At 65.7% G+C, this 12,869-nt stretch carries 13 protein-coding genes; 7 read left to right on the top strand and 6 right to left on the bottom strand.

All coding sequences use genetic code 11. The features are described from left to right. Position 1: 1 nt before the first annotated feature. Genes GV068_RS14475 through GV068_RS14455 form a run of 5 tightly spaced genes read right to left on the bottom strand, consistent with a single transcriptional unit; the run spans position 2 to position 6,031 of the window. On the bottom strand, positions 2-886 hold the full coding sequence (locus tag GV068_RS14475; RefSeq protein WP_159698979.1) for an XrtA system polysaccharide deacetylase: 885 nt from the start codon (positions 884-886) through the stop codon (positions 2-4). After that, the gene (locus GV068_RS14470; RefSeq protein WP_159698976.1) at positions 883-1,917 is read right to left on the bottom strand and encodes an XrtA/PEP-CTERM system-associated ATPase; all 1,035 of its coding nucleotides are present in this window, start codon (positions 1,915-1,917) and stop codon (positions 883-885) included. The genes GV068_RS14475 and GV068_RS14470 overlap by 4 nt, the downstream gene beginning before the upstream one ends. 15 nt (positions 1,918-1,932) lie before the next feature. After that, on the bottom strand, positions 1,933-3,534 hold the full coding sequence (locus GV068_RS14465) for a TIGR03016 family PEP-CTERM system-associated outer membrane protein (RefSeq protein ID WP_229464210.1): 1,602 nt from the start codon (positions 3,532-3,534) through the stop codon (positions 1,933-1,935). Beyond that, on the bottom strand, positions 3,515-4,480 hold the full coding sequence (locus GV068_RS14460; protein WP_159698973.1) for an XrtA-associated tyrosine autokinase: 966 nt from the start codon (positions 4,478-4,480) through the stop codon (positions 3,515-3,517). The genes GV068_RS14465 and GV068_RS14460 overlap by 20 nt, the downstream gene beginning before the upstream one ends. Positions 4,481-4,498: 18 nt before the next feature. After that, complete coding sequence (locus GV068_RS14455; protein ID WP_159698970.1) at positions 4,499-6,031, bottom strand: XrtA system polysaccharide chain length determinant; 1,533 nt, start codon at positions 6,029-6,031, stop codon at positions 4,499-4,501. 444 nt (positions 6,032-6,475) lie between these two features. Between GV068_RS14455 and GV068_RS14450 the strand changes: the two genes are divergently transcribed. The 7 genes from GV068_RS14450 (at position 6,476) to GV068_RS14420 (ending at position 11,807) form a co-directional block, all read left to right on the top strand. After that, positions 6,476-7,204 (top strand): serine protease, encoded by a 729-nt coding sequence (locus GV068_RS14450; RefSeq protein ID WP_308637247.1) that lies wholly within the window; start codon positions 6,476-6,478, stop codon positions 7,202-7,204. Between the two features lie 136 nt (positions 7,205-7,340). Beyond that, positions 7,341-7,955 carry an XrtA/PEP-CTERM system exopolysaccharide export protein gene (locus GV068_RS14445; protein ID WP_159705034.1) on the top strand — a complete coding sequence of 205 codons (615 nt, stop codon included), beginning with the start codon at positions 7,341-7,343 and terminating at the stop codon, positions 7,953-7,955. A 183-nt stretch (positions 7,956-8,138) separates the two neighbouring features. Next, on the top strand, positions 8,139-8,705 hold the full coding sequence (locus tag GV068_RS14440; protein ID WP_159698967.1) for a hypothetical protein: 567 nt from the start codon (positions 8,139-8,141) through the stop codon (positions 8,703-8,705). 15 nt (positions 8,706-8,720) lie between these two features. Beyond that, positions 8,721-8,999, top strand: a complete 279-nt coding sequence (locus GV068_RS14435; protein ID WP_159698964.1) for an HPr-rel-A system PqqD family peptide chaperone — start codon at positions 8,721-8,723, stop codon at positions 8,997-8,999. Beyond that, positions 8,993-9,904 carry an HprK-related kinase A gene (locus GV068_RS14430; protein WP_159698961.1) on the top strand — a complete coding sequence of 304 codons (912 nt, stop codon included), beginning with the start codon at positions 8,993-8,995 and terminating at the stop codon, positions 9,902-9,904. Before GV068_RS14435 ends, GV068_RS14430 begins: the two co-directional genes overlap by 7 nt. Continuing rightward, entirely contained in the window at positions 9,901-11,004 is a 1,104-nt protein-coding gene (locus GV068_RS14425) for a nucleotidyltransferase family protein (RefSeq protein ID WP_229464208.1), read from the top strand. Before GV068_RS14430 ends, GV068_RS14425 begins: the two co-directional genes overlap by 4 nt. Positions 11,005-11,084: 80 nt before the next feature. Continuing rightward, on the top strand, positions 11,085-11,807 hold the full coding sequence (locus GV068_RS14420; RefSeq protein WP_159698958.1) for a GAF domain-containing protein: 723 nt from the start codon (positions 11,085-11,087) through the stop codon (positions 11,805-11,807). A gap of 87 nt (positions 11,808-11,894) precedes the next feature. Here the strand turns inward: GV068_RS14420 and GV068_RS25230 are convergent, their stop codons facing one another. Then, entirely contained in the window at positions 11,895-12,776 is an 882-nt protein-coding gene (locus tag GV068_RS25230; RefSeq protein ID WP_229464206.1) for a PEP-CTERM sorting domain-containing protein, read from the bottom strand. Positions 12,777-12,869: the final 93 nt, after the last annotated feature.

The following is a 12,869-nucleotide window of genomic DNA, read 5'->3' as shown; positions in this document are numbered from 1 at the left end:
CTTATTTTTGTTCGAGGAAGATGCGGTCCATGCGGTCCCACGCGAAGTCGCGCGCCAGCTGCTCGAGGCGGCCTTCCATGCGCTCGATGTTCACGTAGTGGCGGAAGCGCGACTTGGCGTCCAGGCCCTGCGGGCGCGGCTGGCCCGGGTCAAGCTCCCAGGGGTGGAAGTAGAACAGCGCCGGCTGGCGGTCTTCGCGGTTCACCTTCTGCATCATCCAGCGCGACAGGGCGTAGGGCAGCAGGCGGAAGTAGCCGCCGCCGCCGGCCGGCAGGTTCCGGCCCAGCATGTTGACGGTGGTGACCGGGACTTCCAGCAGGCCGTCCGGGCCGTGCGGGTAGAAGGCGAAGCGCGGCGCATCCGGCATGCCGTAGTGGTCGTGCGCGATCGGGTAGATGCTCGAGCTGTAGCGGTAGCCGGCTTCCTGCAGGGCCTCCAGGGCCCACAGGTTGGCGTGGCCGATCGAGAAGCTCGGGGCGCGGTAGCCCAGCACGGCCTGGCCGCCGATGTCTTCCAGCAGCGCCTTGCTGGATCGGATGTCGTTGTCGAACTGAGCGCGGCTCTGGTCCGAGGCGCGCAGGTGGCCGTAGCCATGGCTGGCAAGTTCATGGCCGGCAGCCACGATCTTCTTGACCATCGCAGGATAGCGCTCGGCGATCCAGCCCAGGGTGAAGAAGGTCGCCTTCACGCCGTGGCGTTCGTAGATGGCCAGGATCCGCTCCATGTTGGCCTCGACCCGGCATTCGCGGGTCGGCCAGGAATCACGGTCGATGTAGGGGGCGAAGGCCGAGACCTGGAAGTAGTCCTCGACGTCGCAGGTCATGGCGTTCCGGATACGCTCACCGGGAGCAGGCACGGGGCGCGGGGCAGGGGCGTAGAGTTTCATTCCTGGTTATCCATGTGCTGCGCCGCCGCGCCCTGGGGCGTGGCGACGATTTTCTTCAGGATCGACAGAACCGAGACGATCGACTTCTCGAGGCGCATCATGCGTTCGTCCAGCACTTCGACGCTGGCCGCGCGGCGCTCGCCGTTGCGCTGGTCGACCGTGCGCAGCCCGTCCTGGGGCAGGGCGCCTGCATCCGGCGTGCCCATGCCGTCCGGCAGTTCGTATTCCTCGGAGATGTCGCGCACCACTTCAAGGATGTCGGCCTCGGTAAACGCGTGCATCTCTTCCAGGTAGCCCATCAGGAGCACCCGGTCCATCAGGGTATTGGTCTTGCGCGGGATGCCGCCGCTGTAGGCGTAGATCGCGGCGTGGGCGCCGTCATCGAAAGCAGGATCGCCCTTCCAGCCGACCGTGGCCAGGCGGTGCTCGACGTAGGCACGGGTTTCCTGGGTGTCCATCGGACCCAGGTGGTAGCTGGCGATCACGCGCTGGCGCAGCTGCTGCATGCCGGGGCTGTGCAGGGTGGCGCGGAATTCCGGCTGGCCGAGCAGGAAAGTCTGCAGCAGCGAGCGGTCGTCGGTCTGGAAGTTCGACAGCATGCGCAGTTCTTCCACCGTGCGCGCGTTCAGGTTCTGGGCTTCGTCGATGACGAGGAGGGCGCGCTTGCCCTGGCGGTCGACGCCGCGCAGGAACTGTTCGAGGCGATTGAGCAGCTCGGCCTTGCTGGCTCCTTCGTAGGGCAAGCCGAAGCTCGAGACCACCATGCGCAGCGTGTCTTCCGGATCGAGACTGGTGTTGACGATGTGGGCGGCGACGATCTGGTCCGTCGGAATCTTGTTCAGCAGGTTGCGCACCAGCGTGGTCTTGCCGGCGCCGACTTCACCGGTGATGACGATGAAGCCCTCGCCTTGCGACAGGCCGTACTCGAGGTAGGCCATGGCGCGCTTGTGGCCCTTGCTGCCGAAGAAGAAGTGGGGGTCCGGACGCAGCTGGAAAGGTTTGGCGGACAGCCCGTAGTAAGTTTCGTACATCGCTTGGCTAGCTCCTTAAAACTGCGCGGACAGGGTGGCGGACAGCGCGTTCTCGCGGTAGCCGCCGGCGATCCGGTCGATCTGTCCGCTCAGGTGGCGATACTCGAAGGCGGCGCGCAGATCCTTGCCCAGCTCGCGCGTCAGACCCAGGCGCAGTTCGCGCGGGTGATTTTCGACCTCGGTGGTGAGCGAGCGGTGGTGCGCGAAGCTCAGCACCGCGATGGCGCTGCTGCGCGCCGTCAGGCGATAGTTGTAGGTCGCGCTGACGCCCTTCTGGCGCACGTTGTTGTTCAGCGTGGCAAACTGGCTGCCCAGCAACGGGCTGTCGGTCTGCTGGTCCGACAGGGCCACCCGGTCGCTGGCGAACAGCGTGACCAGCACGCTGCTGCGGCCGCGCTGGAATGCGCTGCTTGCCTGCAAGCGCTTCTCGCGGAAGAAGCGGTTGCTCAGGTAGTTGATGTTGTCCGCCAGGCTGGGCGGCAGGCCGGTCTGCTGGATATAAGCCGCCACCGCCTGCCGGCGCTGCACCGGGTCGCTGATGGTCGCTGCGAACAGGCTGTCGAGCAGGGCCGCGGTATCGATGGTCGACGGCAGCAGGAACTGCTCGCGGCTGTTGGTGACCATGTCGTCGTACGCGACGCGCCACACCGTGTAGCGGCTGCGGTGGGTGAGGTCGAGCTTGCCCGTCTGGCCGTAATAGTGGCGTCCGAGCGAGGCGCTGAGGCGGGTGCGCGGCGACGGTGTCCAGTCGATGCCGCCTGACCAGTTGCTGCCGGCGTTACCGTTGCCGAGCGAATCGAATTCGTAGCGGTCGTAGCCGACGCTGGCGGTTAGCGCGAAACGCGGCAGCAGGGCGTAGCGCAAGTTCGCGAGCGCACTCTCCGTCGAGGACGCGCCGCCGATCTTGCTGTCGAGGTCCTGGCTCTGGTAGCTCAGGCCCCAGCCGAGTTTCGAGGAACGGTCGGTACTGGCCAGGCTGGCGCTGATGGTGCTGCCCAGGCTGTCGCCGTAGCCAGTGGCGAGCCCATCCGCTTGCACAGCATCGCGCGAATAGCGCAGCGACAGGGCGGCGGCGCGCCCGAGCCGCTGCTCGAAGCGCGGAGCGATGCGCCAGGTCTTGATGTTGGTCTGGTTGCCGAGCGAGTACAGGCTGGCGCCGCCCTGTTGGCCGAAGGCCGAGACCGGTTGCCGCGAAGCCGAGGCGCTCGCTTCAAGGAACAGCATGTCCTCGATCATTTCCCCATTGCCGGCGAACGAGTATTCGACGCTGTGGTCGGCGGTGTTCGGCAGGTCCCCCTTGCTATAGATGAACTGGCGTGCCTGGGCGGCGCCCGCCACCTGGAAACGGCGACCCTTGCCCGATAGCACGATGCCCGGGGTGAGCTCCGTCACGAACTGCGACTGTCGAAACGCATCCGATTGCAGGCTGACGTTGTCGGTAAAGGTTTCCGATACGTTGAAGGTCGGCTGCAGGCGCCAGTCGGCGCGGCATTCGCCGGCCAGCAGCATGGCCGCGGCGGCGAGCGGCGCCAGACGCAGCAGGCGCGAGGGAAGACGAGATGGCTGATGCGGGAAGGCGGGTGCCTGTCCAGCATCTTTACCCATAGTGATAGTCATACGTCTCTTCGATGCCGGGAATGTCCCTGGTCTTGTTATAGATGAGGTTGACGTTCTGGTAGCCCTCGAGCTGGTGCAGCGCTTCCTTGAGCGCGTGCTGGGTCGTGGTCTGGGCTTCCACCACCACCACGATCTGGCCCATGTGCGAGGCCAGCGCGCGCGCTTCGCTGGTCAGCAGCAGCGGCGGCGAGTCGAAGATGACGATCCGGTCGGGATAGCGGTTGGCGATCTCGTTCACCAGGTTCGCCATGGTCGAGCTGGCCAGCAGCTCGGTGGCGCGCGGCGTGCTGGTGCCGGCGGCCAGGATGCTCAGGGTGTCGACATTGGTGCGCAGCAGGACGTCGGAGACGTCGAGCTTGTCGTCGACCAGCAGGTCCATCAGGCCGCGCTCGGCCGGCAGGCCGAGGGTACGCAGCACCGAGGGGCGCGCCACGTCGGCATCCACCAGCAGCACGGTGTGGTCGAGCTCCATGGCGATGCTCATCGCCAGGTTGATTGCGCAATAGGTCTTGCCTTCGCCCGGCAGCGAGCTGGTCAGCATGATCAGGTTGCCCGGATTGCCCTTGACGCTCTGCTCCTCGAAGGCGCGCTTGAGCAGCGGACGCTTAATGATGCGGAAGTCTTCCAGCAGGCTGGTGCGTCCGCCGGCGGCGGTGACCATGCCGGTCTCGCGCATCTTGGCCAGGTCGAGCTCGACCTTGCGGGTGTTGTGGCGAACGACTGGCTCGGCGACTTGTGGGGCGGCCTGCGCCGGGGCCGGCAGCACCGGCGCCGCAGCCGCAGCGTCCACTGCCGGCGCGGCCGGCGGCAGGACCGGCGGGGTAGCGGGCTGGGTCACAGCGGCGGGTTCGAGGATCTCGATGCCGGCATCGAGGGCCGGCGCCGGCACGGCCGCCTGGCCGCGCTCGAGGTCGATGCGGCGTGCCGCTTTTTCGATAATGCTCACGTCTGCTCCTTGTGATCGTTACAGGCCGGTCGGGCGCACCAGGATGGCGGTGACGCCCGCGCCGTAGACGGCGAACAGCACCAGCACGGCGGCGCCCAGCGCGTACAGGCGGCGCTTGCGGCGGATAGTCTGAGCGCCGGTCCAGTTCATGCTGATCGAACCGAGGATCGGCAGGCCGGTGGCTTCGCGCAGGGTGGCCTGGCTGAGGAAGGTCGGGCGCAACTGGCTCATCAGGAAAGCGGCGGCCAGGCCGGCGCCCAGGGCGGCTGCGAATACCAGCGAGAACAGGCGCAGGCGGTTCGGGCCGGACGGCACGTTCGGCGCGGTCGGCGGATCGATCACGCGGAAGGTCAGCATGTCGGTCACCGAAGACAGGTCGCCCGACAGTTTTGCCGATTCGCGGCGCTCGACCAGCTTCTGGTAGTTCTCGCGATTGACCTGGTAGTCGCGGTTGAGCTGGGCCAGCTGGGCTTCGACTTCCGGCGCCTGCGAGCTGCGCGCCCGCAGCTGGGCTACGCGGCTGGAATACTCGGACACGCGCGCCTGCAGCGAGGCCACGCGCGCTTCGGCGTCGGCCAGCGACACGTTCAGCTGCTGGAACATCGGGCTGTAGCCGGCGCCCGGGTCGGCGCTCGGCTTGCGGTTCTTCGCCTCTTCCTTCTTGCGTGCGATCAGCTGGTCGAGCAGGCGGGCGTTGGCAACGATGTCCGGGTGGGCTTCGGTGTACTGGGTGCGCAGGCTGTCCAGGTTCTTGGTGACGGCGGCGATGCGCTCGTCGAGCTCCGGATTGTTGATGATCGGCGCGACCTTGTCGCCCGGCGCCGATTCGCCGGCAATGCGGCGGCGCAGCGCGTTGCGCGCCTGCTCGGCCTCGGCCAGCTCCAGGCGTGCGGTATTCAGGGCTTCACTGGCGGCCACCATGCGCGAACCGTAATCGCCGCCTTCCGACGGCAGCATGCCGACGTTGCGGATTTTGAATTCCTTCAGCGAATTCTCGGCCGCGGCCAGCTTTTCCTCGTAGTTGCGGATCTGGTCGTCGATGAACTGGACCGCCTTGTCCGAATCCTGTTTCTTGCCGCTGGAACCGCCTTCGACGAAGATGCTCAGGAATGCCTGCACGATTTCCTTGCCCAGCTTCGGATCGGGTCCGGTATAGCTGATGGTATAGATGTCGTCGCGCTCGGTGCCGCCGAGCTTGATCCGCGAGGTCAGCTCGTCGACCATCTTGTCGTGGGCCTTGGCATCGGTGGCCTTGACGTCCAGGTCGACCATGCGCATCACACGCTCGACGTTCGGACGGCTGATCAGGGTGCCGCGCATGAACATCACCTGCTGCTCGATGTTCGGCAGCGTGGTCATGCCCGACAGCAGCGGCTTGAGGATACTCTGGGTATCGACGTAGACGCGGGCCGAGGCCTCGTACTGGTTGGGCAGTTTCAACACCACGGCCCAGCCGACGATGGCCACGGCCCAGGTGATGAAGACTGCATGCCAACGGTATTTCCCGATAGCCTTCAGGAAGGTAAGGATTGCGGCTGTGAACTCTGCCATGTCATGAATCTCGCCTTAACGACTTGCGCTTGCGCAAGCCCATCAATCAATAAACAAACTGCATGATCGCTTGTTGACTGAGCAATTGCAATTGCGGGCTGGAAAAATGTCGAGGTGATGCGACGAAAAACACGGCGCATGCAACACAAATTCCCAAGAACAACTCTTTTAGCGCACAATTTGCATCACTTATCGTCAATTCGTTCCATTATAGCAACGCTTTGACTGATAAAATGTTTCTGCAGTCAATCAGAACATCAGGACAGTAAAGTCCCTCATCCAGCCCTTGTTAACAATTATTGCCCTGTATCAAATGCGTATTTTAATGTCGAGATTGCAAAAGTGCCCACACAATTGATTTCCGGTCGGAAGGGTTCGAACGGTCCTCGCAAGGCCTTCAATGGCGCGCTAATCCCGCTGCTCGGCATGCTAATGGTGGCGCCCGTGCCGGCCTCAGCAGCGCCTGTCAACGATCCGCTGCCGGCCACTGTAGCGCGTGTGAAGCCCTCGGTGGTCGGGGTCGGGACCCTGCTCAAGACGCGCCAGCCGGCCACCGTCTTCGTCGGCACCGGCTTCGTGGTGGGAGACGGCCTGAGCGTCATCACGAATGCCCACGTGATCCCGGAGCGGATGGACGTTGCGCGGATGGAAGAGCTCGGTATCGTGCTGGGCAATGGGGCGGAAACGGTGAGCTTCCGGTCGGCGCGCCTGGTCGGCCTCGACCGCGAACACGATCTCGCCCACCTGCGCCTCTCCGGTGCACCGATGCCGGCGCTGGTGCTGGACGGCGACGATGCGGTGGCCGAGGGCCAGCTGCTGGCCTTCACCGGCTACCCGCTCGGCATGCGCCTGGGCCTGCATGCCGCCACCCACCGCGCTACCCTGGCCGCGATCGCCCCGGCGGTGCGGCCCTCACTCAACTCGCGCCAGCTCGATGCGCGCGCCATCTCCCAGCTCCAGCGCAATCCCTTCGGCATCTTCCAGCTGGACGGGACTGCCTATCCGGGCAATAGCGGCAGTCCTCTGTACGATCCCGACAGCGGGGCGGTGGTGGGCGTCATCAACATGGTTTACCTGAAGGGATTGAAAGAAAGCGCGGTGTCGGACCCGAGCGGAATCACCTATGCGATCCCGGTGCGCTACGTACGCGAACTGTTGCAAAGAAGCCCATAGACTTTCAGCAGTGCACGAGGTTGCTTAAGTGCTATGGTATAAAATAGGGCTCGACAAATAGCGAGCCCGCCAGCGGCCCCGGAACGGATGGCTGCGGCCCAAGCCAAACCAGGGGATTCTTGACGTGAGCACGAAAATGACGCACCAGATCAAGCGCGCAGCCCATGCTGTCGCCATTAGCTGCCTGTTCGTACTGGGTGGCTGCGCCAGCACGCCGGCACCGGTCGACACTACGCCGGCCATCAACCCGGAGTACCTCATCGGCCCGGGCGACAATGTCAACATCATCGTCTGGCGCAATCCGGAAGTCTCGATGTCGGTGCCGGTGCGCCCGGACGGCAAGATCACCACGCCGCTGGTCGAAGACCTGCCGGCGGCGGGCAAGACCTCGACCCAGCTGGCGCGCGACATCGAAGGCGCGCTCGCCAAGTTCATCCAGCAGCCGGTAGTGACCGTGGTCGTGACCAATTTCGTCGGCAACTACAACGACCAGATCCGCGTGATCGGCCAGGCCACCAGGCCGCAGGCCCTGCCATATCGCAAGGACATGTCGCTGATGGATGTCCTGATCGCCGTCGGCGGCGTCACCGAATTCGCAGCCGGCAACCGCGCCACCATCATCCGCACCGTCGACGGCAAGCAGCAGAAACTGCCGGTGCGCCTCGACGACCTGATCAAGGACGGCGACATTTCGGCCAACCTGTCGATGCGTCCGGGCGACGTCCTGGTCGTGCCAGAGAGCTTTTTCTGATCAGCTGTCGAAAATTTTTACACAGGGACCGTCTGACTGGCTAGACTGTTGAGTGCGGGGCATGGCTCTACGTCATAGCCCTCTGTTTTTCCAGCAGTTTTTGGACAGGCATGGCAAGAAGGCACAATTCTTGCTTAATCGAAATTCAGCTGTCTCTGTATAACTACCAAGAGGATCGAACCCGTGTCGACCGAAGACCAACCAGCACGCGCTCGCGAAGCGCAGCCCCTGACTCCGCGTGGTACGGCGCGGCGCCGCCTGACCAAGGCCGGTCTGGGCGCGGCCAGCGTGCTGTGGACAGCCGACAGCCGGGCCACGATGAAAACCATGGTCTGCGTCTCGGCTTCCGGCGCCCTGTCCGGCGGACTGAGCAGCAATTACGCCAAGACGACGCCCAAGTGCGACGGCAAGTCGCCTGGCTTTTGGAAGAACCACACGGGGTCTTGGCCTTGCTCGACCGGCAAGGATTTCGACGACGTGTTCGGCTGCAGCGCGAAGTACGCCAAGACCTACGCCACCAAGACGCTGCTCGAGATCGTGCAGGGTTGCGATTTCGACAAATACAACCTGGGCATGCATCTGGTCGCCACCTATTTGAACGTGCTGTCGGGAAAAATCGGATTCCTGTCGGTGCAGACCCTGCAGCAGATGTGGAACCAGCTTCAGAGCAGCGGCTTCTACCAGCCCGCCAAAGGTGTGTACTGGAGCGCCGAGCAAACCAAGCGCTACCTAGAGGCTACACACGATTAAGGACGGCGTTGGCCGATGTGGCGTGTGATTCCGGGGCAGTCCCTGCGCTGCCGCCAGTGGGACGGGGACGAGGAAGCCGTACTGTTCAATAATCTTTCGGGCGCGACCCATCTGCTGGGTCCGGCGGCGCTGTGCCTGCTCGACGCCCTGCGCGCCGCGCCCGCCACGGAAGCGGTTCTGGCAGACAGCCTGCGCACTGCCTTCGAAGTCGACGAGCTGGAATTGCCGGCCCAGCTGGCCGAACTGCTCGACAGCCTGGTGCGTCTCGACCTGATCGAACCCCTGCCATGCTGAACTTGTCCTCCCTGGCGCCAGGCGAACTGCGCCGGCGCTTCGCCGGCCCCGGCCTGGTCCTGCGCACCGGCCCCTTCCGCAGCCGCATCCGCACCGACATCCCGGCCCTGGTCGACACCATCTCCCTGCTGTACGCCGATTACCCGGTCGACGAGGAAGGCTTCGCCGACTTCCAGCTGCACCTGGAAGGCACCCCCGGCTGGCGCCGCTGGCTGCGGCCCCAGGTGCGTTTCGACCAGGATGGCCTGCGGCCCTTCAAGCCGCTGCCGATCGCCCAGGCCCATCCCATGTTCGAATGGGTGATGAACTGGTGCGTGTCGAACAAGGCACACAGCTACCTGGTGATCCATGCCGCCGTGCTCGAGCGCCATGGACGCGCCTTCATCCTGCCGGCGCCGCCGGGTTCCGGCAAGAGCACCCTGTGCGCAGCGCTGGTATGCCGCGGCTGGCGCCTGCTGTCCGACGAACTGACCCTGGTGCGTCCGAGCGACCTGGCCCTGGTGCCACTGCCGCGCCCGGTCAGCCTGAAGAACGCCTCGATCGGCGTGATCCGGGCCTGGGATCCGGATGCCGTGTTTGGCCCCGCAGTGCCGGAAACCAGCAAGGGCACCATCGCCCACCTGCGCGCGCCGCGGGCCAGCGTGGCCGCGGCCGGCGAGACGGCGCGCGCCAGCCACATCGTGTTCCCGCGCTATGAGGCGGGCGCGGCGGCCGTGCTGGCGCCGCTGCCGACATCCCGGCTGTTCACCCGCGTGGCCGACAACGCCTTCAACTACACGGTGCTGGGCGAAACCGGCTTCGACGCGCTCGGGCGCCTGGTCGAAGGCTGCGCCGGTTTCGACTTCAGCTACGGCAAGCTGGACGAGGCCCTGGCCCTGTTCGAGTCGCTGGCGGAAGCGCCATGAGCCTGGGCCGGCCACTGCTGGTCGAGGTGCTACGCGAGCCTGGGCAGGTGCGCAGCCTGGACGCGGCCGGGTGGGACCTGCTGCTGCGCCAGGCCGGGCACGCGGACCTGCTCGCCACCCTCGGCATCCTGCTGGAGGAAGCCGGCCTGCGGGAAGCGATTTCGGCGGCGGCGCGCGAACACTTCGCCTGGGCCGCCGTGCTCCTGGAGCGCCACCGGCGCGCGCTGCGCTTCGAGGTGGACCGGATCGGGCAGGCACTCGCCGGCATGAACCGGCCGCTGCTGCTGCTCAAGGGCGCGGCCTATGTGATGGCCGGGCTGCCGCCGGCCGCAGGCCGCATGTTTTCCGACGTCGACATCCTGGTGCCCAAGGACCGCCTGGCCGAGGCTGAAGGCGCGCTTTTGATGCACGGCTGGGCCGCGATTCACCAGGACGAATACGACCAGCGCTACTACCGCGAGTGGATGCACGAACTGCCGCCGATGGAGCACATCCGGCGCGGCAATACCATCGACGTGCACCATGCGATCCTGCCCGAGACCGCCCGGGTGCGGCCCGATCCCGCGCTGCTGCGCGCGGATGCCGTGCCGGTCCCGGGCGCCGCCGGCCTCTCCACCCTGTCCCCACACGACATGGTGCTGCACAGCGCCACCCACCTGTTCTCGGAAGGCGAGTGGCAGCACGGCCTGCGCGACCTGCTCGACCTGCACTTGCTGCTGCTGCACTTCGGCGCCGTGCCCGGCTTCTGGGACGGCCTGGTGGCGCGCGCCATCCGGCTGGAGCTGGCGCGCGCGCTGTTCTACGCCCTGCGCTACGGCGCCCGCCTGCTCGGCACCCCGGTGCCGCCCGCCGTCATGGCCGAGGCGGCGAGGGCCGGCAGCCCCGGCGCGGCGCTGCTGGCGCTGATGGACGCGCTGTTCCTGCGCGCGCTGCTGCCGCCCCATCCGAGCTGCGCCGACCGCCTGACCCCGACCGCGCTCGGCGCGCTGTATGTGCGCGCCAACTGGCTGCGCATGCCGCCCCTGATGCTGGCGCGCCACCTGTTCCACAAGGCCTTCATTTCGCCGCGCGAGCGTGACACGGTAGACCAGGTCATGTAATCGCTTGTTGCAATTATTGAATTAACATATCATCAAATGCCGCGTCCGCCGGCAGCGCGTTGACCCTGGAAAGGCGATCCATGATGAATGATGCGAAGCACCTGGTGCGGCTTCAGGACGTGCAGGCCCTGCTTGCCAGCGGCTCACTCGACGACAACCTGGCCAGCCATGCCGAACTGGCGCGGCGCCTGGTCGGCGCCACCAGCTGTTCGGTGATGCTGCTCAACAGCGAGGCGCCGGACGACCTGCGCATGCGGGTCTGCGCAAGCGCCGGCGACATGCCGCCGGACGCCGCCGACGCCCTGGTCGGCAGCGGCGAGGGCATCTGCGGGCGGGTGCTGGCCAGCGGCCGCGCGCTGCTGGTGGATGACATCGCACGCTCCGAATTCGCCGGCCTGGCGCGGCGCCGCCGGGCCGCGGTGCCGGCCCTGATGTCGGCGCCGGTGCGCATTGACGGCCGCATCGTCGGCGTACTGAACGTTACCGGGGTCGCTTTCAGCGAGGGCGAACTGCAGCTGCTCGAGGTGACCGCGCTATTTATCGGCAAGTCGGTGCAGACCATCCAGCTGCAGGGCCTGCTGGCCTCGCGCTTTGCCCAGATGGCGCTGGTGCGCGAAGCGCAGGAGAGCGGCGCCGACGCGACCGCCTACCAGAATCCGGAAGACGTGGCGCGCATCCTGGCGCGCTCCTTCTATAAAGAGATGACTCGCGCCGGCTTTGCGCCGGCCCAGATCGTCAGCGCCGCGACCGAACTGATCGGCCAGCTGGGCGGCGCCATCCAGGAAGCCGGCCGCAACACCTAAGCAGGAAAGACAAAGGCCGAAACCCTTGCGGGTTCCGGCCTTTGTTTGCTGGAGATTCCCGCCGCAGGGCGGGAAAGGTCCACTTGATTACTTGGCTGCCTTGCGGCGGCGCAGGCCAGCCAGACCGGCGAAGCCCAGGCCCAGCAGAGCCAGCGAACCTGGTTCCGGCACCTTGTTGGCGCGGATCGGGTCGTTGATCAGGCCGGTGAAGCAGGTGTTGTTAGCGACTTGTGCCGGCGAGCAGGTGCCCGAACCGAACTGGGAGCCGTTGGTGCTCAGGGTGAACTTGCCGTCCAGGTCGTGACCGAACTGGCCGTTGGTGTTCCACTGAGCTGCGGCGGTGCCGCCGACCACATCACCGAAGAACTGGCCTTCGCCAGCTGCCGGCAGGGTTGCTGCGGTCGCGGTCTGGGTCAGGGTTGCCAGGCGCTCGTCGGCGCCCGGGTTGGTGCCGCCGGCCACGTCGGTCAGTTGCTTGCCGGTGCCGAACACGACTTCCAGGTATTTTTCCATGCCTGCGAACAGCGAGAAGCTGTCGTAGCCGGTACGCTGGCTCGGCGAGGCGTTGAAGTCCGAGGTCAGTTGCAGCAGGTTGGTGTTCGAACGGTAGATGTCCAGGTGGATCTCGCCGTCAGCCGCACCACCGGTCGCGCCGATGTTGTAGATGCTGAACTTACCGGTGGTCGAGTCGAACACGATGTTCTGGTCGGCGATACCGTAGATCATGTAGTACAGGTAGGAACCGTCCGAAGCGCCTTGGAACCATTGCTGGCCGCCGGTGCCGCTGATCGAGGTGATGCTGCCAACGCCCCAGGTGGTTTCGTTGGTGCCAGCGCTACGGTTCGATTCGGTGGTCAGGCCGGTCAGTTTGATGTTCAGGTTGCCGTTCAGCGCGTCCAGCGGGGTTGCGGATGCCGAGATAGCTGCGAAACCCAGGGCCAGCGAGGTAATCAGGTGTTTCAGTTTCATTCTAATCTCCAGAGTGTTGGTGTATTGCTTCGGGGAGCGACACTGCCTATCAAGCAAGTGCTGTGCCAGCCCTTATGACTATCCGCCAAGCCC

Source organism: Massilia sp. 9I (genome assembly GCF_902506415.1).
Taxonomy (GTDB): domain Bacteria; phylum Pseudomonadota; class Gammaproteobacteria; order Burkholderiales; family Burkholderiaceae_D; genus Telluria.
Note: the sequence above shows the minus strand (reverse complement) of the source record. Positions and strands in the feature narration are given on the sequence as shown.